We start from the raw sequence: 26857 nt of genomic DNA on the forward strand, positions 1-26857 counted from the left end.
TGCCATTATCCACCAGCAAGCCCTGCGTCCGGGCCTGCCGGTGCGAGGAGCTCGGCGGGGAGGAATCGCTTGCCGTTCACCGCCGCCGCGGGGGCCGACATCAGCGCGGCGACGGCGTCGGCCAGCTGCTCCACCGGGGTGAAGCCCGGGAACTTCCGCTCGGGCTGCGCAAGGCGCATCTCCTCGTCCACGAGGGCCTTGACCACCAGCGCCGTGGAGGCGGCCGATGTTCCGTCCTTCGCGAACCCGTCGGCCACCGCCCGCAACCAGGTCTCGACGGCTGACTTGACGGCTGCGTAGGAAGCATTCGACGCCGTGGGATGCTCGACGGCGGTTGCGGAGACCGCCACCAGACGCCCGTTGTTCGCGGCCAGCTGGTCATAGAAGGCCCGGCTGGTGTTGAAGAGTGTGCCGAAGACGGAGGAGTGGAGGAAGGCGAAGTCCTCGTCCGTCTGCGTGGGAATTCCCTGCCCGCCGCGCCAACCGCCCACCAGATGCACCAGGGTCGAGGCGCCGCCGTCGTTCTCCTGTGCGATCCGCGCGGCCAGGGACCGGACTGCCGCGGCATCTGCGAGGTCGCATACGCTCACTTCGACGCCGGGAATATCCCCCAGCGCGGCATTGAGCCGCCCTGCATCGGATCCGACGCCTATCACCCGCGCCCCACCGGCAGCGAGGCGGCGGGCAACCGCGACGCCCGCCGCGCTCGTGGCACCCGCTACGACAACGGTTCTCCCGGCAAGGGATCCACTGGTGCTTTCTCCCGGATCGGCGTTCACTCGGCAGCCCCGGTGATGCCGGCCGTCGATTCGATGACGGGTTTCATCTTGCGCTCGAGTGCCTCGAAGAACATCGACAGGGGGAACTCGTCGTCGAGCACGGCGTCGGTCAGCCCGCGCGGCGGCCCGGTCAGCGCGAGTGCGTCGGGCCCTTTCGCCCAGACGGACGCGGGATGCGGGGTGACGGTCTTCGACACCAACTGGTACGCGGCGAGCCAGTGCGCCGTCTTGGGGCGGTCGATGGAGCACCAGTACAGCTGCTCGATCTCCTCGCCGAGGGCCACGACGACGCCGGCGGCCTCGTCCCAGTCGATCGTCAGTTTGGTGTCGGTCCAGTGGAGGACGCGGTGCTGGTGCAGCCAGGCGAACAACAGCTGCCCGCCCAGGCCGTCGTAGTTGCGCACACGGGTTCCCGTGATGGAGAAGCGGAAGATGCGATCGAAGATGACGGCGTACTGCACGAGCCTGGCATGCCTGCGTGCCTCGGGGGAGGCGTCGTCGTCCTTCGCGATCTTCACCGATTCGCGGAAGGCGGTGAGGTCGCACCGCAGTTCCTCGAGCGAGTAGAGGAAGAAGGGCATGCGCTGCTTGATCATGAAGGGGTCGAAGGGCAGGTCGCCGCGCATGTGGGTGCGGTCGTGGATCAGGTCCCACATCACGAAGGTTTCCTCGGTGAGTTTCTGGTCATCGAGGAGCTCGCGGGCATCCTCCGGCAGGTCCAGGCGGGTGGTCTCGGCTGCCGCCCGCACCACCCGGCGGAAGCGGGCAGCTTCGCGGTCGGCGAAGATTGCGCCCCAGGTGAAGGTGGGGGTCTGGCGTACGGCAACGGTTTCGGGAAAGAGGACCGCCGAGTTGGTGTCGTATCCCGCGGTGAAGTCGAGGAAGCGGATGGGCACGAAGAGGCCGTTCGAGTAGTCGCCGGCCTCGAGTTCGGCGATGAATTCAGGCCAGAGCACCTCGATCAGTACGGCCTCCACCAGGCGGCTCGAGCTGCCGTTCTGGGTGTACATGGGGAACAGGACCAGGTGGTGCAGCCCGTCGATGCGGCTCTGCTGCGGCTGGAATGCCAGCAGCGAGTCGAGGAAATCGGGAACCTCGAAGCCCTTGGCCTCCCAGGCCTGGAAGTCCGCGATCACCAGCTCCAGGTATGGGGCGTCGAAGGGAAACAACGGCAGAAGTTGCCGGACCGACCCGGTGAGGATGTCCGTCAGTCCCGAGGCGCGGGCATGGTCGTCCGGCTCGGGGATCGAACCGTCCTTGGCCTGAAGGCCCTGCAGTTCGGTGGCTGCCGCCTTGAGGGCCAGCCATGCCGGGTGGTGCTGCGGGGCTGTGGTGCCGAGGATTGCTGGTGCCACTGATGTCGCGGTCATGTTGCCTGCTTTCGGTGCCGGCCCGGGGTTCGTCCGGGGACTGAGCGGAGGATTGGCACGAGCGTAGCAATAAAAAAGCGTTTCTTATGCTGGGATGATCCGAGCATAAGAAACGCTTTTGCTATGTGGAGAACTCCCCGCGGCAAGCACCAGCGGCCCTGCGCCTGCTACGGGACTCGACGCAGGCGGCACCGGAGCTGCCGCCTCCGTTCACCCACCCGTCTGCTCAGCCGCCACTGAGGGAACGAGCTTCATCGAGATCGAGTTGATGCAGAAGCGCTGGTCCACCGGGGTCTGGAATCCCTCACCCTTGAACAGATGTCCGAGGTGGGAATCGCACCGGCCGCAACGAACCTCGATGCGTTCCATTCCGAGTGAACGGTCGTGGAGGTAGCGGACCCGGTCCTCGGCGAGCGGCGCCCAGAACGACGGCCACCCGCAGGAGGAGTCGAACTTCTCATTGCTGGTGAACAGGTCCTGCCCGCAGGCACGGCACTGGTAGACCCCCTCGGTATGCGAGTCGTAGTACTCGCCCGTGTAGGGACGCTCGGTGCCGGCTTTCCGGAGCACCTGGAATTCCTGGGGCGTCAGTTCCTGGCGCCACTCGTCGTCGCTCTTGGAAACCTCGGGCTGGTGGGCATTCTTCGCGGAAGTCATATCCTGGTCAACGCCTACGAGCCACCAATAAATCCCGAGCCGGAATAGAGGTGGAGCACCGCGATACCGAGTTGGTCCTGGGCCTGGTTCGCCCAGTCCCGATGGAACGTGTCGGCCACGGCGTGCGGCCGCGTGATCACGACCGCCTGGGACGCGTCGGTCTCCTTCGCTGTTGCCACGAGGGCTTTCACCGCGTTTCCAGCCACAGTCTCCCCGCGTGCGGCAAGTCCGTGCCGCGTTACCACCTCCAGCGAGATCTGCAGCGCGGTGGCAGGAGCCGGCGCGTCTGCCGCAGGCTCGTCCTTCGAGAGGCCGCGGAAGGCTTCCGCAAGCTCCAGCAGGCTCAGGTGATGAAGGAATTCACCCACCACCGAGGTATTGCGGTCCTCAGGAACCAGAAGCAGGAATTCCGTGGCGTCGTCGCCCTGCAGCGCCTGCAGATTCAGCGCGTCGGCATCGGTGAGTGCTTCCTCGGTCAGTACCACGATTGTCTGGTTCATGCTCAAAACATTAGCCGGGTATCGTCCGCGAATCAGCCCCGCCCAGGAGTGGCTCTCAGGCCAGAATCGACGCTCCGCATCCCTGCAGGTAAGAATGTGGGTATGTCACCGAAGCAAGCAGGGTCCGCCGCAGCGGAACCCACCACCTCTCCGTGGATCAAGTGGACCGCGCTCGGCGTGGGAATCGGAGCCGTCCTCACCTCGTCGGCCGCGGGAGCCGCCTCCGGCCTCGCCGCGTACTTCGCCCGCCAGATCGTGACTCCGGCGCGATACCGGGAGGAGAACCTCGACATTCTCGCCGTCGTCAACACGGGCACCGGACAGCAGGTCATCCTTCCGGCGAACGACGACACCACGGTCGAGGGAACCTACAGCCTCTATTTCGCCAAAGGAACCGGGCACGCGCGCATCGGTGCGATCCGCTCCTATGTCCCCCGGGAAGGCACGGTGCAGCGCGACGTCGAGAAGGTCTACGCGGGAGACCTCGCTGCCGCGACCCGCGGATGGTGGAGCGGCGCCGTCTACGCTGTGCCCTCGGATCTCGGACTAGCGGATGAGGAAGTGAGGATACCCGTCGACGGCGGTGGAGCTCCGGCATGGCTGGTGCGCGCTGAGGTTCCCTCCGAGACCTGGGCGATCCTGATCCATGGCAGGGGCGCCAACCGCTCGGAAACGCTGCGGGCGCTGCATCCCGCGCGGAACCTCGGCCTGACCAGCCTGGTGATCTCCTACCGGAACGACGGCGAAGCGCCCTCCGCTCCGGACGGCCGCTACGGCCTCGGTATGACCGAGTGGCGCGACGTCGAGGCGGCCATCGATTATGCGGTGTCGCACGGCGCGCGGCAGGTGGTGCTGTTCGGATGGTCGATGGGCGGCGCGATCGCCCTTCAGACAGCTGACCTCTCGCGCCACCGCCGCAGGATCAGCGCACTGGTGCTGAACGGTCCGGTCATCAACTGGATCGAGGTACTGGCGCACCACGCCGAACTCAACAGGATTCCGGCCCCCGTCGGGAGGCTCGGCCAGTGGCTCCTGGCCAGCGACGCCGCGAAGCGGGTCACCGGCCTCGCAGCTCCGCTGGACCTCAAGAGCATGGACTGGATAGCCCGCGCCGAGCAGCTGACCATCCCCACCCTGATCCTGCACAGCGAGGACGACGAGTTCGTTCCGGTCGGTGCCTCGGCGCAGCTCGCCGAGCGGAACCGGGCTTTTGTGACCTTCGAGCGGTTCCACCGTGCCCGCCACACCAAGGAGTGGAACGTGGCTCCCGAGCGTTGGGAGCAGACGGTCACCGGGTGGCTGAACGGGCTGCTGTACGAAAAGGCGATGCCGGGGGGACGAATCCCCCCGGCAGGTTCCGCCTAGGCTCCCCTGCCGGTGCGGGGCATCATCCGTCCGATTCCCGGATCTTCCGCTTGATCTTGCCCAGCATGGCCGTCATGCCCCTCATTCGCAGGGGAGTGATCGCACGGGTGAGACCGAGCCGGTCGGGGACGTCGTCGGGCACTGCGAGGATCGCGGCGGCGGGAAGACCGTCAAGGCCCTCGAGCAGTACGCCCGCGAAGCCGCGCGTGGTCGGCGCTTCCGGGGGAGCGGAGAAGAACAGGTGCACGGGCCGCTCGGGTGCCTCCCCGATTTCGAGGGAGAGGAAGAGCGGGCTCTGGCACTCGACCACCTGCTCCAGGAGTTCCGGGTGCTCCTTGAGTCGGGCCGGCAGTTCCGGGAGCCCGCGCGAGAAGTCGAGCAACAGCTGGAGCCGGTCCGGTTCGGTCAGGTCCTGGAAGTCGTCCACGATCTCGGCGAGCTGGCGAGGCAGTGTCTCGTTGGTCATGGCTATCTGCCCGACACGGCGTTCGCGCGATCCGGAGCCGAGCCGCGCTCGGTGCCCTTGACGATCGGCACGCGGACCGCGTTGCCCCACTCGGTCCAGGAGCCGTCATAGTTCCGGACCTTGTCGAAGCCCAGCAGGTACGCGAGAACGAACCAGGTGTGGCTCGAGCGCTCGCCGATGCGGCAGTAGGCCACGACGTCGTCGCCGGTCTCCAGTCCGGCCTCGCCCCGGTAGATCGCATCGAGTTCATCGCGCGGCCGGAACGTGCCGTCCTCTGCCGCGGCGCGACCCCATGGGACTGATGCGGCGGTGGGAATGTGCCCGCCGCGCATGGCGCCCTCCTCCGGGTAGGCCGGCATGTGGGTGCGGACGCCGGTGTACTCGTCGGGAGAGCGTACATCGATCAGCGGGCTGCCGAAGTGGTCGAGGACTTCGCCCAGGAACGCCCGAATTGGAGCGTCGTTGCGCTCGACGACGGGGTAGTCGGTGGGAGAGACGACCGGACGGTCGGTGGTCAGGGCGCGGTCCTCGGCAATCCACTTGTCCCGTCCACCGTCCAGGAGCCTTACGTCCTCGTGTCCGAAGAGAGCGAATACCCAGAGGGCATAGGCCGCCCACCAGTTGCTCTTGTCGCCGTAGATCACCACGGTGGTGCCGCAGGAGATTCCCTTGGCGGACATCAGCGCCGCGAAACCGGCGCCGTCCACGTAGTCGCGCGTCACCTCGTCATTGAGCTCGCTGTGCCAGTCGATCTTCGACGCTCCGGGGATATGGCCGGTCTCATAGAGCAGGACATCCTCGTCGGACTCCAGAACCACCAGTCCCTCGGCTCCGAGGTGTTGCTCGAGCCACTGCGTCGACACGAGGCGCTCGGGGTGGGCGTAGGCGGCGAACTTTTCCTGGGGGTCGTTCCCGATGGTCATGGCGACCTTTCTCCTGGCGGTTGGTTTCCTTCTAGCCTAACCACGCGGGAGCCCGAATGCTTCCACCTCCGCCCTTCCCGGGCACCACAGCCCGGTGCTGGGCGCAAGCTTCGTCCCGGGAGCGGTAGCGCCGTGGAAGTGCCGTATTCTTGCGTAGCGTGACGGCCTCCGGGCTCAGCACACCACCCTTCCCGGCATAAGAAAGCGGTCCGAACCTGTGGCAAACATAGAGCACCTGACGCACCGGGTGCCCAAGGTCTCCGTCGATGAGCTCCTTGACGGTTTCTACCCGTCGCTCCGATTCGGGGATGTGTCCTTCGACAGTTACCGCCCCGACCCGCAACAGCCTTCGCAGTCCGCAGCGGTGCGGGCGCTCCGTGGATTCGCGGCCTCGGTGAATGAGCCGGAGCCCTCGGGGTTCCGGAAGTTCTTCGGTGCCAGAAAGGCCCCGGCCCGCGCGGGCATCTACCTCGACGGCGGCTTCGGAGTCGGCAAGACCCACCTGCTGGCGTCGCTGTGGCACGCATCCGTCGGTCCCAAGGCCTTCGGTACCTTCGTCGAATACACCAACCTGGTAGGGGCGTTGTCCTTCCGGAAGACGGTCGACGCCCTCAGCGGCTACCGGCTGGTCTGCATCGACGAGTTCGAGCTCGACGATCCCGGCGACACGGTGCTGATGTCCCGGCTGATGCGCGAACTCGCCGACGCCGGCGTCAAGCTCGCGGCGACGTCGAACACCCTTCCCGGCTCGCTCGGTGACGGCCGGTTCGCCGCCGTCGACTTCCAGCGCGAGATCCAGGTGCTCGCCGATCAGTTCGACGTGTCACGGATCGACGGCGAGGACTACCGCCACCGGGGTCTGCCGGAGGCACCGCAGCCCCTGACCGAGACCGGGCTGCGTGACCGCATCCGGAGCTTCAGCGGCGGCACGCTGGCCGAGGACGGCTTCGCCGAACTCATCAACCATCTGGCCGGAGTTCACCCGAGCAGGTACCGGCAGCTTCTCGACGGCGTCGACGCCGTGGCCTGGCACAACGTCCAGACCATCACCGAGCAGGCGGTGGCGCTGCGCTTCGTGGTCCTGGCGGATCGGCTCTACGACCGGGACGTGCCGATCCTGGCCAGCGGAGCGACATTCGACAAGCTGTTCACCGATGAGATGATGCATGGCGGTTACATGAAGAAGTACTACCGCGCGGTGTCCCGCCTCACGGCCCTGGCCCGCCAGGGGAGCGACGCGAGCTGACCGACTGGCCGGAACACGCAAAAGCGCCGGCTCCGCCTCACGGCGGGACCGGCGCTCCTTTTGTCGTGCTGCAGGCGTCTAAGCCGGGGTGGAAGGACCCGTGGTTCCGGTGCCTTCGTCGCGGATGACGTCTCGATTGATCCCGTTGGACTTATGGGTCTTCTCGACGTTGTCCACCAGCGTGGAGGCCTTGGCCTGGACTCCGGTGATGTGCTTGGAATACTTGCCACCGGTGCGGCCATTGACGAAGTGGCCGGCCTTTCCGATGCCGTTTTTCACTTTTCCGGAGTTCGAGCCAACCAGCGCGGTCGCCTTTTCCTTCAATCCACCGGCTTTGCCTTTAAGCCCGTCAAATAAAGACAACAGGCACCTCCTTTCATCCGTGGGAACGGAATTTCGTCCCCTTCGCTGTCGATCGTAGCCCACTTCCCTGACGTTTTGCTGGCTGTTCGCTACCAGGAATACCGGCGAGAATGCCGTGCCGGTTCATCCGTGGGCCAGACGGGAAAGCTTCCTGCAACGGTTGGAAAAGGTCGGCTGAGCGGCCGGACGGGACGCACTACCCGGTGATGTCCCATGGACGGAAGCCTGCTTGTGAAGTGAAGGGGAAACGGGAATGGCAGGGCTTGCATCGGCTCGGCGAACGCTGCCCGCGGGAACGCATCCGAGCTCGATGTCATCGAAGGAAGGGTCACCGGATCAGGCCGACCTGCACCTCGGATGAGGCGGATCAACGGGGAAACGACGGCGTGGAGCGGACGACGGGATTCGAACCCGCGACATCCACCTTGGCAAGGTGGTGCTCTAGCCAGCTGAGCTACGTCCGCAAAAAAAGCGTCCCCGACAGGGACGCTCTCGTGGGCGATACTGGGATCGAACCAGTGACCTCTTCCGTGTCAGGGAAGCGCGCTACCGCTGCGCCAATCGCCCATGGATATGGGTACTCGTACTGTACTGGAGGTGGGGACGGGATTCGAACCCGCGTGGACGGCTTTGCAGGCCGCTGCCTCGCCTCTCGGCCACCCCACCGTGACCCGAACGAGCGGTCGCCGGTCAACTCTGGAACAAACCCGGCAGTACAGTGACTTGCGAGCGGACGACGGGATTCGAACCCGCGACATCCACCTTGGCAAGGTGGTGCTCTAGCCAGCTGAGCTACGTCCGCAGAAGGAATTTCGAAGAGTTGACCGTTCGGATGCAGGGCATTCGGCCGGTTTCTTCGCTTTCCAACGAGAGAAAACTCTATAGGACGCCAGGGGGTTCGTCCAATCCGCACCTTCCCGCCCTCGGCGGACCTGCCCTACGGAAGTGTCGGAGCGGGATGACAGACTTGATCCATGACAGAGCCGCTCCTAGCCCACCCGACTGCCAACGGCCGGATGTATGCCCGGTCGACGACGGAACAGCCCACCGTCCCGTCCATCACCACCGTCATCTCGCAGTTGCCCTCCTCCCTCAGCGGCTGGTTCGGCCATATGGCAGCGACGGCATTGTCGAAGGACCCACGCCTCGCCGGTTCGGCGGGAAAGCCGGCTGAACTGCGGGCTGCAGTGCAGGACGCCTCGAAGGCCGCTGAGCGCTATCGGGACCAGGCGGCGGAGCGGGGCACCCGTGTGCACCACTACTGCGAGCAGGTTTCGCTTCGGGCCCTCGACCGCCCGCACGAGCTCGATGCAGCCCGGACCGCCCTGGCGCAGAACGGCGAGGAAGGTTTCGCCCAGCGGTTCGATGAGTGGTGGGACCTCTACGACGTCCGCCCGATTGCCCCGGAGCTCACGGTATGGAATTCCGAGCTCGGCTATGCCGGAACGCTCGACCTCGTCGCCACCATCGGTGGGCGGATCTGCCTGATCGACTACAAGACGAAGAACACCGACCGCGAGGGCTTCGTCAAGGCACTCGACGACAAGGTCGTGATGCAGCTGGTGGCCGGCATGAAAGCGCAGGAGTCGCTCGTCGACCCGCACGCGGGGCAGTGGGAGGCCTGGAAGTACGGGAAGGAACCGCTGCTCCTGGGAGTGGCCGTGGGCCAGACCGAAGTTCGCGCGATGCGCGCGAACCCCGCGGTCCTCAAGGAACACTGGCTCCGGTTCTGCGCGCTGCGGCGGGCATGGGAAGCAGGTCTTGCGGCGGACGGCGCGGGCCGGGCGCTGCTCCCGATCGGACCTCCGCCTTCGCGCAGCGCCGCCCAACCGGTCGCCGTCGCCGCCCTAGACTAGGGAGGTCATTATTTCGTTCCGCCTCCCCAGAAGGATCCCTAGATGGCTGTCCTGAGTATCCGGATCATCGGAGATCCCATCCTTCGAACACCCGCCGCCAGGGTCACGGACTTCGGGCCCGAGCTGTCGAAACTCATCACCGACATGGAAGAGACGATGATCAATGTCCAGGGTGCGGGCCTCGCCGCACCGCAGGTCGGCATCGGGCTCCAGGTCTTCACCTACCGGATCGACGGCTTCGAGGGGCACGTCGTGAACCCTGTGCTCGAGGTGGGTCAGGAGCAGCAGGAGGACGGCGACGTCGAAGGCTGCCTTTCAGTGCCGGGCCTCGGGAACTTCCTGGCGCGCAGCCAATGGGCGCGGGTACGCGGACAGGATCGGCACGGGAATCCGCTGGAAATCGAAGGCACGGGCATGCTTGCGCGCTGCCTCCAGCACGAAACAGACCATCTTCGCGGCAAGCTCTACATCGACCGGCTCGAAGGAGAAGAAAAACGGGAGGCAATGCGGGCGATCCGCAGTGCCGGCTTCAACTCGGTCACCCAGCAGACAGCCCTTCAGCGGGCCAGGTCCTTGGGGTCGAGCTTCAGCAGGGCGGAGCAGCCCGGAGCCGCGGCATTCGCCCCCACCGGAGCGCGGCGGAAACCCCGCCCATGAGGATACTTTTCGCCGGAACGCCACTTGTGGCCGTGCCCTCGCTCCAGGCGCTCTCCGACGCCGGCTTCGATATCGCTGCAGTGCTCACCAGGGTGGACGCCCCCCTCGGCCGGAAGAAGGTGTCAACGCCAAGCCCGGTTGCCAGCCGCGCCGAAGAGCTCGGGCTTCCGGTGATCAAAGCCAACCGTTTCGACGACACGGTGATCGCCGAACTCGACGCGCTGGCCCTTGATGCTGCAGCGATCGTCGCCTACGGCGGCCTCGTCCCTGAGCAGGCCCTCACCATTCCAATGCACGGGTGGATCAATCTGCACTTCTCCCTGCTTCCCGCCTGGCGCGGAGCAGCGCCCGTCCAGCATGCCGTGCTGAACGGCGACGACATCACCGGAGCGTCGACGTTCCGCCTCGAGGAGGGGCTGGACACCGGCCCCGTCTTCGGATCGATGACCGAGACGCTTCATCCGGCTGACACGAGCGGCGAAGTGCTTGACCGGCTCTCGGTCAGCGGAGCGGTGCTGCTGGTGCAGACGCTGTCGGCAATCGACGCCGGCGGGGTCGAAGCGCAGCCGCAGCAGGGCGGCATCACCCTTGCCCCCAAAATCACTATTGCCGATGCACGGATCGACTGGAACCAGCCCGCCGTCGCCGTTCGCCGGCGGATCAATGCCGTCACTCCGGAGCCGGGGGCGTGGACCATCGCTGGAGGCCAACGGATCAAGCTGGGACCGGTGACTCCGTCAGCGGAGACAACCGACCACAGCCAGCAGGCCGTACCGCCCGGTCGCGTCCTGGTGCAGGGGAACGACGTCGTCGTCGGCACCGGGACCGTGCCCGTCCTGCTCCGCTGGGTCCAGCCGGCCGGCAAGAAAATGATGGATGCGCCCGCCTGGGCGCGGGGAGCGTTGGCGCACGGAGGGTTGGTATTCGAATGAGTACATCGGAGAGCCCCGGAGGGGGCAACACCAGAGGCGGCAACACCAGTCGGGGCAGCGACAAGGGGAGCGGCGACGCCGGAACCCGCAGGCGCAACGAGCAGGGGCGGGAGCGCAACCGGGGTGGTGAGCGAAAATTCTCCGAGTCCGCTCCGTCGCAGCGCACCCGGCGTGCAGATCCGGCACGGCTGGTGGCGTTCGAAGTGCTGCGCGCCGTCGCATCGGAGGACGCCTATGCGAACCTCGTGCTGCCGGGAAGCATCAAGAAGCACCGTCTTGACCGGCGCGACGCCGGTTTCGCCACCGAACTGGCATACGGAGCCCTCCGGGGACAGGGCACCTACGACGCCGTGCTCGCCCGCTGCGTGGACCGGCCTCTCGACCAGCTCGACCCCGCGATCCTCGATGCCCTGCGTCTCGGCGTCCATCAGCTCCTCGCGATGCGGGTTCCCGCCCATGCCGCGCTGGACCAGACGGTGGGACTCGTGCGCGCCGTCGTGGGAGCCGGGCCCAGTGGCCTGGTCAACGCCGTGCTGCGGAAAGTTTCAGCGAAGGACTCCGCGGCCTGGGTGGCGGAGCTCGTGGCAGGGCAGAGCGACGCGACGAAGATCGCGGCGCTGACCCACAGCCACCCGGAGTGGATCGTGCGGGCGCTCCGGCAGTCGCTCGTGGCCCACGGCAGGGAAGCGACCGAGATCGACGCCCTGCTCGAGGCCGACAACGCTGCCCCGGTGGTCAATCTGATTGCCCTGCCCGGGCTCGGATCGCTCGGGGAAGCCGAGGCGGAAGGGGCTGAGCCGGGCAGGTTCGCTGAGGGATCGGCCTACTTCGCAGGAGGCCACCTCACCCAGCTCAGCGGGATCCGGAACGGCACGGTAAGGGTTCAGGACGAGGGCTCGCAGCTCGTGGCCCGTGCACTGGCCGCTGTCGTCCTCGAGCCGGTGCAGCCCGACGCCGGCGAACCGCGGGAGCGGTGGCTCGATCTCTGCGCCGGCCCCGGCGGGAAGTCGGCCCTGCTTGCCGCCCTTGCCCAGCCCCGGGGCCATACCCTGGTGGCCAACGAGCCGGTGCCGCACCGGGCGCAGCTGGTCCGCCAGGCGCTCAACCCCATCGACGCAGGCACCTGGAGCGTGCGCGTGGGGGACGGGCGCGAGCTCGGGCGGGAGGAGCCCGGGGAGTTCGACCGCGTGCTGGTGGACGCGCCCTGTACAGGCCTGGGTGCCCTGCGGCGGCGGCCGGAGTCGAGGTGGCGGCGGCAGCCGTCCGACCTCGTGGATCTGGCACCCCTGCAGCGGGAGCTCCTCTACTCTGCGCTCGACGCCGTGCGGCCCGGCGGCGTGGTGGCCTATGCCACCTGCTCGCCGCACCACGCCGAAACGCTAGCCGTCGTCGAGGACTGCCTGCGGAAGCGCCCCGGCATGGAACTGCTGGACTCGGGCACCGTCCTCGATTCAGTGAGCATCGGGGGTCCCCTCAACGCGGGCTCCGGCTCCACCGCCCAGCTGTGGCCCCACGTACACGGGACCGACGCCATGTTCCTCGCACTGATCCGCAAGCCCGTCGCCGGCCCACCAGCAGCCTGACGCCGCCCGCAGAACACCTATCCACACGCATCCTGAAGGACAGCCATGGCAGCCTGCTGCATTCACCCGAGTATCCTCTCCGCCGACTTCGCCAACCTCCAGGCGGAGCTCGAGCGCATCCGGTCGGCCGACGCAGTCCATGTCGATGTCATGGACAACCATTTCGTGCCGAATCTGACCCTGGGGCTTCCCGTCGTGAAGCGGATCCAGGAGGTAAGTCCACTGCCGCTCGACGTCCACCTGATGATCGACGACGCCGACCGCTGGGCGCCGGCCTATGCGGAACTGGGAGCCGCGTCGGTGACCTTCCACGCCGAGGCGTCCGCGGCGCCGGTTCGACTTGCACGCGAGTTGAGGGCAACCGGCGCCAAGGCAGGGATGGCCCTTCGTCCCGCCACGCCGGTGGAGCCCTACCTCGACATGCTGGGGGAGCTTGACCTGCTGCTCGTGATGACGGTCGAGCCCGGTTTCGGCGGGCAGTCCTTCCTCGACCTGACGCTGCCCAAGATCCGGCGTGCGGCCGCAGCGGTCCGCGGCGCGTCACTGCCCCTGGCCATCCAGGTGGACGGCGGGATCACCGAGGAGACCATCCTCCGTGCAGCCGACGCCGGTGCCACCGTCTTCGTTGCAGGTTCCTCCGTGTACGGAGCGGCTGATGCGTCGGCTGCCATCGACCGGCTGCGCCGCGCCGCGATGCATTCCTGAAGCTGCTGCTAGCCCGGCGGGTCGGTGATCGTGATCCGCACCGCCGTCGTCTCCATAGCGACCCTCTGGAGGATGACAAGCCGTGGATCGGGAACCGTCGCGAACGGCAATTGGGGCAACGCCCGGTACTTTCCCAGCGACGGCTGCTCGAACACTTCCGCCGCCAGTACGCGGTCGCCGCCGCGCTGGATGCACTCGACGGGATGTCCGCCGAAAATGGCCGCTGCACGTTCGGCAGCCTCGAGGACCAGGGACGACGCCTGGTTGGCGCGGCGCCGTGCGAACCGCTGCTGCGACCACCCGCCGGCCGCGGTGCGGGACTGGACGTAGCGAGTGCCGGTCTTCGACGCGATGAGCATTCCGCTGCGGGCCACGCCCACCGAGTAGCCGCCGCGCCGGATGAGGACGACGCCGGCGGTGCGGGGCGAACCCGCGGCGGTTCGAATGGCATCGATCACCTCGGCCTCGACCGGGGGCCCCTCTTTCAGAGCCAGGGGCAGCGGGGGAGTGATCACCGCACGGCACTGGTTGGCGCCGGTGAGAACGGCCGCTCCGGGTTCGGCCGCAAAGGTATAGCCGCCGTTGCGGGCGGCGAAGCGTTCGATCCAGCCCGTAAGACGGCCGGCAGCGACCAGCACGGTCCTCGTGTCCGTCATGAATGTGCTCCTCCGCCCGGAACAGCCCGGCCGCTGCGCTGTCCGTGCTACACAGTAGCCTTGGCGGTGTGAATGATCTATTCAGCATGGACGCGGACGCGGATGCCGATGCGGACGACGACGGCGTCGTCGTGGTGGGCGCCGGACGTGTTCCGGGAATGGGTGTTCCCTCCGGAGGGCAGCGCCCACGGAGTCCCCTCGCTGTCCGGATGCGGCCCCGGACCCTTGACGAGGTAGTGGGCCAGCAGCATCTGCTCGGACCGGGTTCCCCGCTGCGGACCCTCGCCGGGGATGCCGATTCCGGCGGTCCGGCCGGGCCGTCGTCCGTCATCCTGTGGGGCCCGCCGGGAACGGGGAAGACAACCCTGGCGCATGTCATCGCGCGCGGGCAGGGCCGCCAGTTCGTGGAGCTTTCCGCCATCACCGCGGGCGTCAAGGATGTGCGCCGGGTCATGGATGAGGCGCTCACGGCCCGGGACCTGCACCGTCGGACCACCATCCTCTTCCTCGATGAGATCCACCGGTTCAACAAGGCCCAGCAGGACGCCCTGTTGCCGGGCGTGGAGAACCGCTGGGTGGTCCTGATCGCGGCGACCACCGAAAACCCCTCCTTCTCCGTGGTGTCACCCCTGCTGTCGAGGTCACTCCTCCAGACCCTCAGACCCCTGACCGAGGCCGACATCGGGGGGCTGCTCCAGCGCGCCGTCGACGACGAACGCGGCCTCGCCGGATCCGTCCGCCTCACCGAGGAGGCACTCGCCCACCTGGTGCGGCTGGCGGCGGGAGATGCGCGGCGCGGGCTCACAGCCCTCGAAGCGGCGGCGGGTGTGGCCCAATCCGTGCAGGGCCACCCCGCGGGCACCGTCGACGTGGAACTCTCCCATGCGGAGAAAGCCGTCGACGTGGCAGCGCTGCGCTACGACCGCGCGGGCGACCAGCACTACGACGTTGCAAGCGCGTTCATCAAGTCGCTTCGCGGCTCCGACGTCGACGCAGCGCTGCACTACCTCGCGCGGATGCTCGAAGCAGGCGAGGACCCCCGTTTCGTGGCGCGGCGGCTCATGATCTCCGCTTCCGAGGACGTGGGCATGGCCGATCCCTCGGCCCTGCAGACGACGGTCGCGGCCGCGCATGCCGTGCAGCTCGTAGGAATGCCGGAGGCGCGGATCATCCTCGCCGAGGCAGTAGTGCATGTCGCCACCGCACCTAAATCGAATGCGGCCTACAACGGCATCAATGCTGCCGTTGCCGATGTCCGGGCCGGCCGTGGCCAGGGTATCCCGGCACATCTCCGGGATGCCCACTACCCCGGCGCGGGCCAGTTGGGGCACGGCAAGGGGTACGTCTATTCCCACGACGAACCGCACGGCATCGCGTTCCAGCAATACGCTCCGGACGACCTCGTGGGACGCGACTACTACACTCCCACTGATCGGGGTGCCGAACGCGATATCGGCACCCGGCTCGGCCGCCTTCGGCGGATCATCCGCGGAAAGTGAACGGGCCGAGTCCCTCCCGGGGCCCGCTCCTGCGGCGGAGATTCAGCGCACCGGCGCGGAACTGCTAACATTGCAGGTTGACTGGCAAGTCGCCGATCCCTCCTGATCCTCTCCGCACGTTTTGCGTGCTGTGGATGAACGGACGGCGGACTGTAGCACCGGGAAGCGGCCAATCCCGGCTCTCCTCACTGGAGGCCAGCAACATAGAGGAAGTGCCGCGCAGCTTCGAAGGCTGCGCCGGCTCTTCGCCGCAGAAATAGTGAAAGGTAGACGTGGCTAACAACACACGTGCCCGCCGTAAGGTCCGCATTTCGCGGGCCCTCGGCATTGCTCTGACTCCCAAGGCCGAGAAGTACCTCGAGCGTCGGCCCTACGCGCCCGGCCAGCACGGCCGCGCACGCCGCAAGCAGGACAGTGACTACGCCGTACGCCTGCGCGAAAAGCAGCGTCTGCGCGCCCAGTACGGTATCCGCGAGGCGCAGATGACCCGCGTCTTCGAGGAAGCCCGCCGCACGGCAGGCCTGACCGGTGAGAACCTCATCGAACTGCTCGAGATGCGTCTCGACGCCCTCGTACTCCGCTCCGGCTTCGCCCGCACGATCGCCCAGGCCCGCCAGCTCGTGGTTCACCGCCACATCATGGTCGACGGCGCCCGCGTGGACCGTCCCTCGTTCCGCGTCGCCGAAGGCCAGCTGATCCACGTCCACACCCGCAGCGAAACCATGGTTCCGCTGCAGGTTGCGGCAGCCGGTGCACACCGCGATGTCCTTCCCGCAGTTCCCGGGTACCTCGAAGTGCAGCTCGACAAGCTCCAGGCCCGCCTGGTGCGTCGCCCCAAGCGCTCCGAGGTGCCTGTCACCTGCGAAGAGCAGCTCGTGGTCGAGTACTACGCACGCTAGCCGTGCCTCCCGGTGGCACCGCCCCCGGGAATAACTGAAGAGCCCTACCCAATAGCCCGCGGCACACGCCGCGGGCTATTGGGTAGGTAAGGTAGGAAGAAACCCGCCGTTCGGCGGCCCCGCAGAGAAATCGCGTAAAAGGAGACTGCCCATGACCGGTGGAGATATTGCCGGCCTGATTGCGGCCGGTGTGTTCGCTGTCCTGGTCGCATTGCTGGCTGTTCCGATCTGGAAGCTCGGCAAGGTGTTCGACGAGTTGCGCGCCTCCATCCGCACCGTCACCGACGAAACCACGCCGCTGATCGAGGAAGTCACCAGTACGGTCAGCACCACGCACCAGCAGTTGAAGACCGTCGACGGCATCACCTCGCACGTCTCGGACGCGTCAGCCAACCTGTCCGCGTTGTCCTCGCTCGCAGCGGCAACCCTCGGAGCGCCGCTCATCAAGGTCGCCGCGTTCTCCTACGGCGTCCGCTCCGCGTTCGCGGGCCGCCAAGTTCCAGCACGTCGCCGTCGCAGCCGCTAGCTCCGAAGAAGCAGGAGATCGACCATGATTCGAAGAGTCTTTTGGATGGCAGCAGGCGTCGCCATCGGAGTGATCGCAGTACGAAAGGTGTCCCGGGTGAAGTCGACCCTGGGCCCGGAGGGACTGAACCGCGCGGTGGGCCAGGTCGGTGACAGCATCTCCGATTTCGCGGACGCCTTCCGTTCCGGCATGCGCGAACGCGAGGCCGACCTCAAAGCCGCCCTCGGCGTCGAGGTGCCCGCTGCCTCGTCGGGCGCGGCTGACGTGCAGCCCGTCGTCGCCGGGCGCCGCGCAGCTCTCTAGCCGGCGCAGTTCACTCCCCAACCTCCGGGCATGCACCCCTGATTTCTCCACGCCCGAGACACACGCCTGAGACAAAGGATTCAGTCCGATGAAATCCCAAGAAATTGCAGACCGCTGGCTGAGCTATTTCGAGAAGAACGGGCACACCGCGGTGCCCTCGGCTTCCCTGGTGTCGAGTGATCCGTCGCTGCTTTTCACCGTCGCCGGTATGGTGCCCTTCATCCCCTACCTGACGGCGCGCGAACAGGCCCCCTACGACCGTGCGGTCAGTGTGCAGAAATGCATCCGCACGGGGGACATCGAAGAAGTCGGCAAGACGGCACGGCATGGCACGTTCTTCCAGATGTGTGGCAATTTCTCCTTCGGCGACTACTTCAAGAGCGATGCGATCCGCATGGCCTGGGAGCTACTGACCACCGGTGTGGAACAGGGCGGTTACGGACTCCCGGCCGAGAAATTGTGGGTCACGGTCTACTCCGACGACGACGAGGCGCTCGAGATCTGGCGCGACCAGGTGGGCGTGCCCGCCGGGCGGATCCAGCGAATGGGCCGGGCCGACAACTACTGGTCCACCGGACAGCCCGGCCCGGCCGGCCCCTGCTCCGAGATCTTCTACGACCGCGGGCCCGCCTACGGCATCGACGGTGGCCCGGAGGCCGACGATTCACGGTATGTGGAAATCTGGAACCTCGTCTTCATGCAGTACCAGCGTGGCGAGGGAACGGGCAAGGACGACTTCGAGATCCTCGGTGAACTGCCCAAGAAGAACATCGACACGGGCCTCGGCCTGGAGCGCCTCGCGATGATCCTCCAGGGTGTCGAGAACATGTACGAGACCGACCAGGTGCGGCCCGTCCTCGACCGCGCAGCCGCGCTCAGCGGCCGGGAGTACACGAGCGCCGAATCACCGGATGATCCCCACCACACCGACGACGTCCGCATGCGGGTGGTCGCGGACCACATCCGGTCCTCACTCATGCTGATCGCCGACGGCGTGTCGCCGTCGAACGAAGGCCGCGGCTACGTGCTCCGCCGGCTCATCCGGCGCGCCGTGCGCGCCATGCGACTTCTCGGCGTGGAGAGAGCCTGCCTCCCGGAGCTGCTCCCCGCCTCGCGGGACGCCATGAAGGGCGTGTACCCGATCGTCGAGGAGGATTTCGCCCGGATCAGCCGGATCGCCTACGCCGAGGAGAAGGCGTTCCTCAGGACCATCGCCTCCGGCACGGCCCGGCTCGAGGACGCGGTTCGGGAATCCAAGGCAGCCGACCGCCCGTTGTCCGGCCAGGACGCCTTCGCCCTGCATGACACCTACGGGTTCCCCATCGACCTCACGCTGGAGATGGCGGAGGAGGCGGGTCTCGCCGTCGACGCCGACGGGTTCCGCGCCCTGATGCTCGAGCAACGCCAGCGCGCCCAGGCCGACGCCAAGGGCAAGAAGACCGGTCACGCCGATCTCTCGGTCTTCACCGAGTTGCTCAGCGGCGGCTCGACCATTTTCACCGGCTATGACGAACTGACGGACGAGGGCACCGTCCGCGGCATTGTGATCAGCGGGCGGGCAGTGCCGGTCGCATCCCAGGGGGACGAAGTGGAGCTGATCCTCGACCGCACCCCGTTCTATGCCGAAGCTGGCGGTCAGGCCGCCGACGTCGGGATGATCACCGGGAACGGCTTCGTCGTCGAGGTGCTCGACGTGCAGCGACCAGTGAAGGGTCTCAGCGTCCACCGTGCAGTGGTCCGGGAAGGAGAGCTCACCGTTGGTGCGACAGCTACCGCCGCCGTCGACCGCCAGCGCCGGCACGCCGGGGAGCAGGCCCACTCCGGAACCCACATCGTCCACGCGGCGCTCCACCAGATCCTCGGTCCGGAAGCACTGCAGCGCGGCTCGTTCAACAAGGCCGGCTATCTGCGGTTCGACTTCGCCTGGGGCGAGGGCATCAGCCCGGCAGCCCGTTCCGAAATCGAAGAAGTGTCGAATATCGCCATCCGCAACAATCACCAGGTCGAGACGAAGATCATGTCCCTCGACGACGCGAGGGCACAGGGCGCCACCGCACTCTTCGGCGAGGCATACGGGGACACCGTCCGGGTCGTCGAGATGAACGGCGACTGGTCAAGGGAGCTGTGCGGCGGCACGCACGTGGCATCGACGTCGCTCATCGGCAGCCTGACGCTGCTGGGCGAGCAGTCCGTCGGGTCGGGGAACCGCCGGGTCGAGGCCCTCGTCGGGATGGACGCGTTCCGTCATCTCGCTGCAGAGCGGGCGCTCGTCACCCAGCTGTCGGACCTGCTCAAGGTGCCCTCCAATCAGTTGCCCGAAAGGATCTCGGCGACGCTCGGTAAGCTCAAGGCTGCCGAGAAGGAGCTCGAGAGGCTGCGCAAGGGCCAGTTGACGGCGGCAGCGGCGTCGTTGACCGGCACGGCCGAGGATATCGACGGCGTACGCCTCATCGCGCACGACGCCGGTGCTGTCGGCGGTGCCGATGAGCTGCGGACCCTCGCCCTGGACCTTCGCGCGAGGCTCGGTTCCGGTGCCGCAGTGGTTGCCGCTGCAGGCACGGCCAACAACCGGCCGCTCGTGCTCGTGGCCACCAACGAAGCGGCCCGTGCCGCGGGCGTCAAGGCCGGAGCCCTCGTCCGGCAGGCCGCAGGCGTGCTCGGCGGCGGTGGCGGCGGCAAGGACGACGTCGCGCAGGGCGGCGGCGCTGACCCCGCCAGGGTGCCCCAGGCGCTCGACGCCATCCGAACCGCTGTGGCTTCACGCTGAACCGCCGACGATGATGACAGGCCCGGGTTCGCATCCGGTACTCGGCTATCCCACCGGTCCGAAGCTCGGCGTCGACGTCGGACTGGTGCGGGTGGGACTTGCCGGCAGTGGCTGGGACTCGTCGCTGGCAATGCCCATCCGCACCCTGGCACGGGATGCCAAGAGGAACAGTGACATCCGGGTGGTGGTGGGCGAAGCGGCGGAGCGCGGAGCCGTGCAGGTCTTCGTCGGTCTTCCGAAGAATCTCAGCGGTCGCGAATCGGAGTCGGCGGCCATGGCGAGAAGCTATGCCGACCTCCTCGCGGCGGCCCTGCAGAGGGCGGGCCTGGAAATTCCGGTCCGCCTGATTGACGAGCGGCTCACCACCGTGTCGGCACACCGTGCACTGCATTCGGCTGGCGTCGGCAGCCGTGGGCATCGTAAGCTGGTGGATCAGGTGGCGGCCGTTGGAATACTCCAGCACGCCATCGACATGCAACGTTCGCTTGATCGGGATGTAGGGGACCCCGTTCCAGCGCGTCAGATGGATGGCGATCCAAGCCCTTCATTGACCTTCAACGAGGAGTCGGCAATTTCCGCTAACACGTCAACGGAGGGGGATCGGGAGTCATGAGCAATCGATCCGCCCCGCCCCCAGCGCCCCACGACCGGGAGCAGCCCTCCGACGCTGACGCCGGCGACTACGACGGCGACTACGACGACGGCCCGGTGCACCCGGAACCGATCGAGCAGTTCTTCGACACGACGGATGCCGAGGCACCGAAACCCAAGAGCCAGGCATCGAAGGCCCGACAGCGTCGCCGACGCCGACGCACGGTTGTCATGGTCGTTGTCCTGCTGGTCTTCGCCGGCGTCGTTTTCGGGGTGGCGATGATGCTGCGGGACCTTCTTGGCCTCGATGACGTCACCGACTACGCCGGCCCCGGCGGCGAGAGCGTCGTCTTCACAGTGCCGGAGGGGGCCGGTTCCCTCGCCATCGGTACGGGACTTGAGTCCGAGGACATCATTGCGGACTCCGAGGTCTTTCTGTCCTCGCTTGCCGCCATCGCCGGCGGACGCGAAGTCCAGCCTGGCGAATACGAGATGCGCCGCCAGATGTCCTCCGACGGCGCCGCGGAGGCGCTGCTCGGCGAGGACCCCACCCAGGTGTACTATGCGGCAGTTGCGCGTGACCTGCGCCAGGGGGAGGTCTTCGCTGTCCTCTCCGAATCCACGGGAATCCCCGTCGCCGAATTCGAGGCGCTTGGCGCCGCTCCTGCGCAGTTCGGATTGCCTGAACAGGCCCTAAGCCTCGAGGGCTACCTGCACCCGGGCGAATACCGCTTCGACGTCGCCTCGACGGCAACGGAGATCGTCCGGCAGATGGTGGACAACACCCTTGAGCAGCTCGAGGCGGACGGCATCACCGACCCCGCCGAGCAGTACCGCATCCTGACCGTCGCAAGTATCGTGCAGGCGGAAGCCGGCGAGGGCGACTACGCCTCGGTGGCGGGAGCGATCATGAACAGGCTCGGGCCCGACAACGTCGAGACAAGTGGGCTCATCCAGTCCGACGCGACCGTCACCTACGGTCTGGGCAGGAAGAGCTACGACCTCACTCCCGAGGAGAAAGCCGACACCAGCAACCCCTACAACACCTACGCGAACCCCGGGCTGCCTGTGGGGCCCATCGGATCGCCGAGCGAAGAGGCGATCGACGCCGCAGCCGAACCGGCGGATGTACCCTTCTTCTACTGGGTCACCGTGAATCTCGACACCGGGGAAACCAAGTTCTCCGAGACCCTTGCCGAGCATGCCCGCTACGTGGCCGAATACCAGGCGTGGTGCGCTGATAACGCCGGCCGGTGCCTCTAGGTGAGCCAAGCGGACGGTACCGCCCTTCATCCGGCGGTACCGGGACCCGCTACGCCCGCGCACGCTGCGGGTACCCGTGCAGCGGTCATCGGGCACCCGATCGCCCATTCGAAGTCGCCCGCCCTGCACAACGCCGCCTACCGCCTGCTGGGCGTTGATTGCCGGTATTCCGCGGAGGAGGTCCTCCCGGGGGAGCTCGAGCAATTCCTCGCCCGGATCCGGCAGCAGGAGGACTGGCGCGGACTGTCCGTGACGATGCCGCACAAGGCCACCGTGACCCGCCTCACGACCAGCAACACGCCCCTGGTGGAGGCACTCGGCGTGCTCAACACGGTCACCTTCGACCGTAAGGGCGCCGGCGTGCACCTCACCGGGCACAATACCGATGCCGCGGGTGTGGCCGGCGCTCTCTCCCATAGTGGGATGCGGGCTCCGACCCGTGCGGCGATCCTCGGGGGCGGCGGAACTGCCGCGGCTGCCGTCGCCGGACTGCACCTGCTCGGTGCGGACAGCGCCGACGTCTTCGTCCGCTCGCCCGGGCGAGCGCGCGGCTTGACCGACGTCGGAGCCCGGCTCGGCATCGCCGTCACGGTCCAGCCCTGGAGCGGGGCCCGGCATGCGCTGGCCGCCGCCGACGTCGTCGTGTCCACGCTCCCGCCGCACGCGGCCGATTCGCTCGCGGCAGAGTGGTCCGCAGCAGCGGAGCAGCGACGCCGCGCCACTCCCGGCACGCTCCTCGACGTGGCGTACGACCCCTGGCCGAGCGCACTGGCCACTGCCTGGGCCGACGCCGGAGGGACGGTGGTGCCCGGGCTCGAGATGCTGCTGTACCAGGCCGTCGAACAGATCCGGCTGTTCTTCCCGGAGGCACCGGAGCCCGGGCGCGAGGTCATAAATGTGATGTGTGACGCAGTGGGGGCACCGCGGCGCTGATCCGGTCCCGGCAGCGTGGCAGTATTGAAACCATGCTGCGTTGGTTAACTGCCGGAGAGTCCCATGGCCCTGCCGTGGTCGGAATCATCGAGGGGCTTCCTGCCGGGGTGTCGGTGACCACCGCCGACATCCAGGCCGCGCTGGCCCGCCGGAGGCTCGGCTACGGCCGCGGAGCCCGCATGAAGTTCGAGTTGGACACGGTGCGGATCCTCGGCGGCGTCCGGCACGGCCTGACGCAGGGCGGGCCCGTCGCGATCGAGGTCGCCAACACCGAGTGGCCCAAATGGGAGAGCATCATGGCCGCGGACCCGGTGGCTCCGGAGGAACTCGATTCGCTCGCCCGGAACGCGCCGCTCACCCGCCCCCGGCCCGGGCATGCCGACTTCACCGGTATGCAGAAGTACGGCTTCGACGAGGCACGCCCCGTCCTCGAACGCGCGAGCGCGAGGGAGACCGCAACCCGGGTGGCACTCGGAACGGTGGCCTCCCAGTTCCTCGCGGCTCTCGGCATCCGCCTCGTCAGCCACACCGTGTCGATCGCTTCGGTATCGGTCCCGGAGGACGCGCCCCTGCCCACCCCGGCCGACGTGATCGCGCTCGACGCCGATCCCCTGAGGTGCTTCCACCGCGACACCTCCGACGCCATGGTGGCCGAGGTGGACGCCGCGCACAAGGAAGGCGAGACCCTGGGAGGGGTGGTCGAGGTGGTGGCCTACGGCCTGCCCCCGGGCCTCGGTAGCTACGTGCACTGGGACCGCCGGCTCGATTCGCGCCTCGCCGCAGCCCTGATGGGGATCCAGGCCATCAAGGGCGTGGAGGTGGGTGACGGCTTCGCGACCGCGGCCCGGCGGGGCACCGCCGCGCACGACGAGATCGTGCGCAACGACGCCGGCAAGATCGTCCGGACCAGCAATCGAGCCGGGGGTATCGAGGGCGGAATGAGTATCGGCGACGCACTGCGGGTCCGGGCTGCGATGAAACCCATCGCCACGGTGCCGCGCGCCCTGAGGACCATCGACGTCAGCACCGGTGCCGCCGCCCGCGCCCACCACCAGCGGTCCGATGTCTGTGCCGTTCCAGCGGCCGGCGTGGTGGCCGAGGCGATGACTGCACTGGTGCTGGCGGAGGCCGTCACCGAGAAGTTCGGCGGCGATTCGGTCGGCGAGACGCTGCGGAATCTGCAGGGCTACCTCGCCAACATCCCCGGGTCCCTGGACTCGGCCGGACACTGATGCGGCAGCACCCTGTCCCACTCGTGCTCGTCGGGCCGATGGCGGCAGGCAAGACGGCGCTGGGGCGGACCCTCGCAACACGCCGGGGTGCGGCCTTCGTCGACACCGACCGCCGCATCGTTGAGCGCCACGGCGCGATCGCACGAATCTTCGCGTCGCGGGGCGAAACCGGTTTCCGGAAACTGGAGGCCGCCGTCGTACGGAAAGCCCTCGCCTCGGACGACAGCGCTGTGGTGGCCCTCGGCGGAGGCGCCGTGCTCGACGCCGGTACACGGGCCGCGCTGCGGAGCGCCTTCGTCATCTTCCTCGACACCGACCTCCCCACAGTTCTCCCGCGCATCCTGTCCGACACCGGGCGGCCACTGCTGGCCGGCGACCCCGCGGCCCGCTGGCTCGAACTATACGAACAGCGCCGCCCGCTGTACGAGGAGGTGGCGGACCTCGTGATCGATACGCGCGGCCGCGCCCTCCAGGACGTGCTGGAGCAGGTCCTGCGCCGGCTCGATATCCCGACAGATCAGATTCAGCAGGCCGGCGAGATCCAGCCCACCGACGAAAGTAGGACACCCGGCCATGACCACTGAAGCCACCGTCATTCCCGTCACGGGAAGCACCCCTGAGCACAACTACGACGTCGTGGTGGGCAGGGGACTGCTCGAACGGCTGCCTGCCCTTCTCGGGGAACGCGTCCGCCGGGTCCTCGTGATCCACCCCCGTGCGCTGCGGGCGACGGGGGACACCGTGCGGGCGGAGCTCGCCGACGCGGGTTTCACCGCCGTCACCGCTGAGATTCCCGATGCGGAGGAGGGCAAGCACATCCAGGTCGCCGCCTTCTGCTGGCAGGTGCTGGGGCAAAATGACTTCACCCGGTCCGACGCCGTCGTCACCGTGGGTGGGGGAGCGGTCAGTGACCTTGGCGGCTTCGTGGCGGCGACATGGCTGCGCGGGGTGAAAGTGGTCCACCTGCCGACGAGCCTGCTCGGCATGGTGGATGCCGCGGTGGGCGGCAAGACCGGCATCAACACCGCCGAGGGCAAGAATTTGGTGGGCGCGTTCCATCCACCGGCCGGCGTCCTGGTTGACCTCGACGCCCTTGCCACGCTGCCGAAGAATGAACTCGTGACCGGAATGGCGGAGGTGGTGAAATGCGGTTTCATCGCCGACCCGCAGATCCTCACCCGAATCGAGGACAATCCGGGGGCGGTGTCCGAGGCGGACTCGGCGGTAGTGCGCGAACTCGTCGAACGTTCCATCGCGGTCAAGGCGGCAGCGGTGTCCGAGGACCTCCGCGACACCGGACGCCGGGAGTTCCTCAACTACGGCCACACGCTCGGCCACGCCATCGAACTCGCCGAGCGGTACTCCTGGCGCCACGGTGCGGCCGTCTCAGTGGGCCTGGTCTTCGCGGCCGAACTCTCCCGCATGGTGGGGCGCCTCAGCGATGCCGAAGCGGACCGGCACCGTAGCATCCTCGAATCACTCGGCCTTCCCGTCACCTACCGGCGTGACCGGTGGGCTGCACTGCTCGACGGCATGAGGCGCGACAAGAAGGCGCGGGGAGATCTCCTGAGGTTCGTGGTGCTCGACGGAGTCGCACGCCCCGGCATCCTCGAGGTTCCCGACACATCGCTGCTGTTCGCCGCATACCAGGAAATAGCCTCGTAGTGACGCCGGCTCCCGCCGGGGAGCGGGAATGGCCTGGCGGCAACAGGGTAGACTTACCGGTGGACTTTCCCGGCGCTGCCCCATGCCCCCTTGAGGCTGGGTGGCCGGTTGTAACAAGTTCTTCCAGTTCGTCGACGAAAGTGAACCCGTGGCCACCACGAATGACATCAAGAACGGCACTGTGCTGAAGCTTGAAGGAAACCTCTGGAACGTGCTCGAGTTCCAGCACGTCAAGCCAGGCAAGGGCGGTGCCTTCGTGCGCACCAAGCTGCGCAACATCCTCTCGGGCAAAGTGGTGGACAAGACGTTCAATGCCGGCCTGAAGATCGAGACGGCCACGGTCGACCGCCGCGACTACCAGTACCTGTACAAGGACGGCGAGGACTTCGTGTTCATGGACACGAGCGATTACGACCAGATCACCGTACCCGGCAAGACCGTCGGATCCGCCGAGAACTTCATGCTCGAGAGCCTGATGGTCACGATCGCCATGCATGAGGGCTCGGCGCTCTACGTCGAGTTGCCGCCGTCGGTGGTTCTCGAGATCACCTACACGGAGCCCGGACTCCAGGGCGACCGCTCCACGGGTGGCACCAAGCCCGCGACGGTCGAAACCGGCTACGAGATCGCAGTACCGCTCTTCCTCGGTACCGGAACCAAGGTCAAGGTGGACACCCGCACCGGCGATTACCTGGGACGCGTCAACGAGTGAGTGCCCGCAGCAAGGCCCGACGCCGGGCACTGGACATCCTTTTCGAAGCCGAGCAGCGCGCGGTGACGCCGCTCGAGGTCATCAAGGCCCGCCGCGAGAAGACCGACATGATCATTGCCGACTACTCGGTGGACGTGGTCGAGGGAGTCCTCGCCCACAGCGAGCAGATCGACGAGTACCTGAGCACCTACTCGCAGGGCTGGACTTTGGACCGCATGCCCGCCGTGGACCGCATGATCCTGCGGATCGGGAGCTGGGAACTGTTGTACAACGACGACGTTCCCGACGGCGTCGCGGTCAGCGAAGCCGTGGAACTCGCCAAGATGCTGTCCACCGACGAATCCCCGGTTTTCATCAACGGCCTTCTCGGCCGATTGCAGCAGCTCAAGCCGACACTGCTGGCCTGAAT

The 26857-nt window shown here is 67.4% G+C and carries 28 protein-coding genes and 4 tRNA genes; 20 read left to right on the forward strand and 12 right to left on the reverse strand.

The window, feature by feature from the left end:
* Window positions 1-5: 5 nt before the first annotated feature.
* The 4 genes from IWX65_RS02915 to IWX65_RS02930 form a co-directional block, all read right to left on the reverse strand.
* Window positions 6-779 (reverse strand): SDR family NAD(P)-dependent oxidoreductase, encoded by a 774-nt coding sequence (locus IWX65_RS02915; RefSeq protein WP_196880952.1) that lies wholly within the window; start codon window positions 777-779, stop codon window positions 6-8.
* Window positions 776-2149 carry a DUF6421 family protein gene (locus tag IWX65_RS02920; RefSeq protein ID WP_196880953.1) on the reverse strand — a complete coding sequence of 458 codons (1374 nt, stop codon included), beginning with the start codon at window positions 2147-2149 and terminating at the stop codon, window positions 776-778. The genes IWX65_RS02915 and IWX65_RS02920 overlap by 4 nt, the downstream gene beginning before the upstream one ends.
* 210 nt (window positions 2150-2359) lie before the next feature.
* Window positions 2360-2806 (reverse strand): peptide-methionine (R)-S-oxide reductase MsrB, encoded by a 447-nt coding sequence (gene msrB / locus IWX65_RS02925; protein ID WP_196822161.1) that lies wholly within the window; start codon window positions 2804-2806, stop codon window positions 2360-2362.
* A gap of 14 nt (window positions 2807-2820) precedes the next feature.
* Entirely contained in the window at window positions 2821-3306 is a 486-nt protein-coding gene (locus tag IWX65_RS02930; RefSeq protein ID WP_196880954.1) for a hypothetical protein, read from the reverse strand.
* Window positions 3307-3408: 102 nt separating this feature from the next.
* On the opposite strand from IWX65_RS02930, the gene IWX65_RS02935 reads away from it, so the two are divergent.
* The gene (locus IWX65_RS02935) at window positions 3409-4671 is read left to right on the forward strand and encodes an alpha/beta hydrolase family protein (protein ID WP_196880955.1); all 1263 of its coding nucleotides are present in this window, start codon (window positions 3409-3411) and stop codon (window positions 4669-4671) included.
* A 22-nt stretch (window positions 4672-4693) separates the two neighbouring features.
* Here IWX65_RS02935 and IWX65_RS02940 read toward each other — a convergent pair whose 3' ends face one another.
* Both IWX65_RS02940 and IWX65_RS02945 read right to left on the reverse strand, forming a co-directional pair.
* Window positions 4694-5137: a SufE family protein gene (locus IWX65_RS02940; RefSeq protein WP_196880956.1), complete on the reverse strand. Its 444-nt coding sequence runs from the start codon at window positions 5135-5137 to the stop codon at window positions 4694-4696.
* Window positions 5138-5139: 2 nt separating this feature from the next.
* A complete protein-coding gene (locus IWX65_RS02945; RefSeq protein ID WP_196880957.1) occupies window positions 5140-6060 on the reverse strand; it encodes a sulfurtransferase in 921 nt (306 codons plus the stop codon).
* Window positions 6061-6277: 217 nt separating this feature from the next.
* Here IWX65_RS02945 and zapE point away from each other — a divergent pair, with 217 nt between their 5' ends.
* A complete protein-coding gene (gene zapE, locus IWX65_RS02950) occupies window positions 6278-7306 on the forward strand; it encodes a cell division protein ZapE (RefSeq protein ID WP_196880958.1) in 1029 nt (342 codons plus the stop codon).
* Window positions 7307-7384: 78 nt separating this feature from the next.
* On the opposite strand, the gene IWX65_RS02955 is transcribed toward zapE, so the two are convergent.
* From IWX65_RS02955 to IWX65_RS02975, 5 genes are all read right to left on the reverse strand, one after another.
* A complete protein-coding gene (locus tag IWX65_RS02955; protein ID WP_049822895.1) occupies window positions 7385-7669 on the reverse strand; it encodes an antitoxin in 285 nt (94 codons plus the stop codon).
* Window positions 7670-8056: 387 nt separating this feature from the next.
* Window positions 8057-8133 (reverse strand) — tRNA-Gly (locus tag IWX65_RS02960).
* A gap of 31 nt (window positions 8134-8164) precedes the next feature.
* A tRNA-Val gene (locus IWX65_RS02965) sits at window positions 8165-8236 on the reverse strand.
* A gap of 25 nt (window positions 8237-8261) precedes the next feature.
* Window positions 8262-8335, reverse strand: a tRNA-Cys gene (locus IWX65_RS02970).
* Between the two features lie 62 nt (window positions 8336-8397).
* A tRNA-Gly gene (locus tag IWX65_RS02975) sits at window positions 8398-8471 on the reverse strand.
* Window positions 8472-8643: 172 nt separating this feature from the next.
* On the opposite strand from IWX65_RS02975, the gene IWX65_RS02980 reads away from it, so the two are divergent.
* From IWX65_RS02980 to rpe, 5 genes are read left to right on the forward strand one after another with little or no spacing between them, the layout of a single operon-like run.
* Entirely contained in the window at window positions 8644-9525 is an 882-nt protein-coding gene (locus tag IWX65_RS02980; RefSeq protein ID WP_196880959.1) for a cytochrome, read from the forward strand.
* A 42-nt stretch (window positions 9526-9567) separates the two neighbouring features.
* On the forward strand, window positions 9568-10182 hold the full coding sequence (def, locus tag IWX65_RS02985) for a peptide deformylase (RefSeq protein ID WP_196880960.1): 615 nt from the start codon (window positions 9568-9570) through the stop codon (window positions 10180-10182).
* Window positions 10179-11114: a methionyl-tRNA formyltransferase gene (fmt, locus tag IWX65_RS02990; protein WP_196880961.1), complete on the forward strand. Its 936-nt coding sequence runs from the start codon at window positions 10179-10181 to the stop codon at window positions 11112-11114. Before def ends, fmt begins: the two co-directional genes overlap by 4 nt.
* Window positions 11111-12697, forward strand: coding sequence for an RsmB/NOP family class I SAM-dependent RNA methyltransferase (locus IWX65_RS02995; RefSeq protein ID WP_196880962.1), 1587 nt, complete (start codon window positions 11111-11113; stop codon window positions 12695-12697). Before fmt ends, IWX65_RS02995 begins: the two co-directional genes overlap by 4 nt.
* 45 nt (window positions 12698-12742) lie before the next feature.
* Complete coding sequence (rpe, locus tag IWX65_RS03000; RefSeq protein WP_196880963.1) at window positions 12743-13402, forward strand: ribulose-phosphate 3-epimerase; 660 nt, start codon at window positions 12743-12745, stop codon at window positions 13400-13402.
* An 8-nt stretch (window positions 13403-13410) separates the two neighbouring features.
* Here the strand turns inward: rpe and IWX65_RS03005 are convergent, their stop codons facing one another.
* Window positions 13411-14058, reverse strand: a complete 648-nt coding sequence (locus IWX65_RS03005) for an acVLRF1 family peptidyl-tRNA hydrolase (protein WP_196880964.1) — start codon at window positions 14056-14058, stop codon at window positions 13411-13413.
* Between the two features lie 68 nt (window positions 14059-14126).
* Here IWX65_RS03005 and IWX65_RS03010 point away from each other — a divergent pair, with 68 nt between their 5' ends.
* The 13 genes from IWX65_RS03010 to nusB all read left to right on the forward strand — a co-directional run bounded on the left by IWX65_RS03010 (window position 14127) and on the right by nusB (window position 26855).
* A complete protein-coding gene (locus IWX65_RS03010; protein ID WP_442859154.1) occupies window positions 14127-15557 on the forward strand; it encodes a replication-associated recombination protein A in 1431 nt (476 codons plus the stop codon).
* 272 nt (window positions 15558-15829) lie between these two features.
* On the forward strand, window positions 15830-16456 hold the full coding sequence (gene rpsD, locus IWX65_RS03015) for a 30S ribosomal protein S4 (RefSeq protein WP_196880965.1): 627 nt from the start codon (window positions 15830-15832) through the stop codon (window positions 16454-16456).
* A gap of 151 nt (window positions 16457-16607) precedes the next feature.
* Window positions 16608-16982 carry a DUF948 domain-containing protein gene (locus tag IWX65_RS03020; protein WP_196880966.1) on the forward strand — a complete coding sequence of 125 codons (375 nt, stop codon included), beginning with the start codon at window positions 16608-16610 and terminating at the stop codon, window positions 16980-16982.
* A gap of 45 nt (window positions 16983-17027) precedes the next feature.
* Window positions 17028-17285 carry a hypothetical protein gene (locus IWX65_RS03025; RefSeq protein ID WP_196880967.1) on the forward strand — a complete coding sequence of 86 codons (258 nt, stop codon included), beginning with the start codon at window positions 17028-17030 and terminating at the stop codon, window positions 17283-17285.
* Window positions 17286-17373: 88 nt separating this feature from the next.
* A complete protein-coding gene (alaS, locus tag IWX65_RS03030; protein ID WP_196880968.1) occupies window positions 17374-20052 on the forward strand; it encodes an alanine--tRNA ligase in 2679 nt (892 codons plus the stop codon).
* Window positions 20053-20062: 10 nt separating this feature from the next.
* A complete protein-coding gene (gene ruvX / locus IWX65_RS03035) occupies window positions 20063-20665 on the forward strand; it encodes a Holliday junction resolvase RuvX (protein WP_442859155.1) in 603 nt (200 codons plus the stop codon).
* Complete coding sequence (gene mltG, locus IWX65_RS03040; RefSeq protein ID WP_196880969.1) at window positions 20662-21906, forward strand: endolytic transglycosylase MltG; 1245 nt, start codon at window positions 20662-20664, stop codon at window positions 21904-21906. Before ruvX ends, mltG begins: the two co-directional genes overlap by 4 nt.
* Entirely contained in the window at window positions 21907-22839 is a 933-nt protein-coding gene (locus tag IWX65_RS03045) for a shikimate dehydrogenase family protein (RefSeq protein ID WP_196880970.1), read from the forward strand.
* A gap of 32 nt (window positions 22840-22871) precedes the next feature.
* On the forward strand, window positions 22872-24071 hold the full coding sequence (aroC, locus tag IWX65_RS03050; protein WP_196822178.1) for a chorismate synthase: 1200 nt from the start codon (window positions 22872-22874) through the stop codon (window positions 24069-24071).
* Window positions 24071-24655 carry a shikimate kinase gene (locus tag IWX65_RS03055; RefSeq protein WP_196880971.1) on the forward strand — a complete coding sequence of 195 codons (585 nt, stop codon included), beginning with the start codon at window positions 24071-24073 and terminating at the stop codon, window positions 24653-24655. Before aroC ends, IWX65_RS03055 begins: the two co-directional genes overlap by 1 nt.
* Window positions 24645-25736: a 3-dehydroquinate synthase gene (gene aroB / locus IWX65_RS03060; RefSeq protein ID WP_196880972.1), complete on the forward strand. Its 1092-nt coding sequence runs from the start codon at window positions 24645-24647 to the stop codon at window positions 25734-25736. Before IWX65_RS03055 ends, aroB begins: the two co-directional genes overlap by 11 nt.
* Window positions 25737-25884: 148 nt before the next feature.
* Window positions 25885-26448: an elongation factor P gene (gene efp / locus IWX65_RS03065; protein ID WP_026550346.1), complete on the forward strand. Its 564-nt coding sequence runs from the start codon at window positions 25885-25887 to the stop codon at window positions 26446-26448.
* Window positions 26445-26855, forward strand: a complete 411-nt coding sequence (gene nusB / locus IWX65_RS03070) for a transcription antitermination factor NusB (RefSeq protein ID WP_196822181.1) — start codon at window positions 26445-26447, stop codon at window positions 26853-26855. The genes efp and nusB overlap by 4 nt, the downstream gene beginning before the upstream one ends.
* The last annotated feature ends 2 nt before the right edge of the window (window positions 26856-26857 follow it).

The organism is Arthrobacter sp. CAN_A214, from assembly GCF_015751955.1.
In the GTDB taxonomy this organism is placed as follows: domain Bacteria; phylum Actinomycetota; class Actinomycetes; order Actinomycetales; family Micrococcaceae; genus Arthrobacter_D.

Excerpts from the sequence above, each read along its gene's own strand:
- IWX65_RS02945 (WP_196880957.1), bottom strand. The coding sequence starts at position 6,060 with ATGACCATCGGGAACGACCCCCAGGAAAAGTTCGCCGCCTACGCCCAC.
- IWX65_RS03020 (WP_196880966.1), top strand. The coding sequence starts at position 16,608 with ATGACCGGTGGAGATATTGCCGGCCTGATTGCGGCCGGTGTGTTCGCT.
- IWX65_RS02995 (WP_196880962.1), top strand. The coding sequence starts at position 11,111 with ATGAGTACATCGGAGAGCCCCGGAGGGGGCAACACCAGAGGCGGCAAC.
- ruvX (WP_442859155.1), top strand. The coding sequence starts at position 20,063 with ATGATGACAGGCCCGGGTTCGCATCCGGTACTCGGCTATCCCACCGGT.
- aroB (WP_196880972.1), top strand. The coding sequence starts at position 24,645 with ATGACCACTGAAGCCACCGTCATTCCCGTCACGGGAAGCACCCCTGAG.
- aroC (WP_196822178.1), top strand. The coding sequence starts at position 22,872 with ATGCTGCGTTGGTTAACTGCCGGAGAGTCCCATGGCCCTGCCGTGGTC.
- alaS (WP_196880968.1), top strand. The coding sequence starts at position 17,374 with ATGAAATCCCAAGAAATTGCAGACCGCTGGCTGAGCTATTTCGAGAAG.
- msrB (WP_196822161.1), bottom strand. The coding sequence starts at position 2,806 with ATGACTTCCGCGAAGAATGCCCACCAGCCCGAGGTTTCCAAGAGCGAC.
- IWX65_RS03055 (WP_196880971.1), top strand. The coding sequence starts at position 24,071 with ATGCGGCAGCACCCTGTCCCACTCGTGCTCGTCGGGCCGATGGCGGCA.
- IWX65_RS02940 (WP_196880956.1), bottom strand. The coding sequence starts at position 5,137 with ATGACCAACGAGACACTGCCTCGCCAGCTCGCCGAGATCGTGGACGAC.
- rpe (WP_196880963.1), top strand. The coding sequence starts at position 12,743 with ATGGCAGCCTGCTGCATTCACCCGAGTATCCTCTCCGCCGACTTCGCC.
- fmt (WP_196880961.1), top strand. The coding sequence starts at position 10,179 with ATGAGGATACTTTTCGCCGGAACGCCACTTGTGGCCGTGCCCTCGCTC.
- IWX65_RS03025 (WP_196880967.1), top strand. The coding sequence starts at position 17,028 with ATGGCAGCAGGCGTCGCCATCGGAGTGATCGCAGTACGAAAGGTGTCC.
- def (WP_196880960.1), top strand. The coding sequence starts at position 9,568 with ATGGCTGTCCTGAGTATCCGGATCATCGGAGATCCCATCCTTCGAACA.
- IWX65_RS02935 (WP_196880955.1), top strand. The coding sequence starts at position 3,409 with ATGTCACCGAAGCAAGCAGGGTCCGCCGCAGCGGAACCCACCACCTCT.
- IWX65_RS02920 (WP_196880953.1), bottom strand. The coding sequence starts at position 2,149 with ATGACCGCGACATCAGTGGCACCAGCAATCCTCGGCACCACAGCCCCG.
- IWX65_RS03005 (WP_196880964.1), bottom strand. The coding sequence starts at position 14,058 with ATGACGGACACGAGGACCGTGCTGGTCGCTGCCGGCCGTCTTACGGGC.
- mltG (WP_196880969.1), top strand. The coding sequence starts at position 20,662 with ATGAGCAATCGATCCGCCCCGCCCCCAGCGCCCCACGACCGGGAGCAG.
- IWX65_RS02930 (WP_196880954.1), bottom strand. The coding sequence starts at position 3,306 with ATGAACCAGACAATCGTGGTACTGACCGAGGAAGCACTCACCGATGCC.
- IWX65_RS02980 (WP_196880959.1), top strand. The coding sequence starts at position 8,644 with ATGACAGAGCCGCTCCTAGCCCACCCGACTGCCAACGGCCGGATGTAT.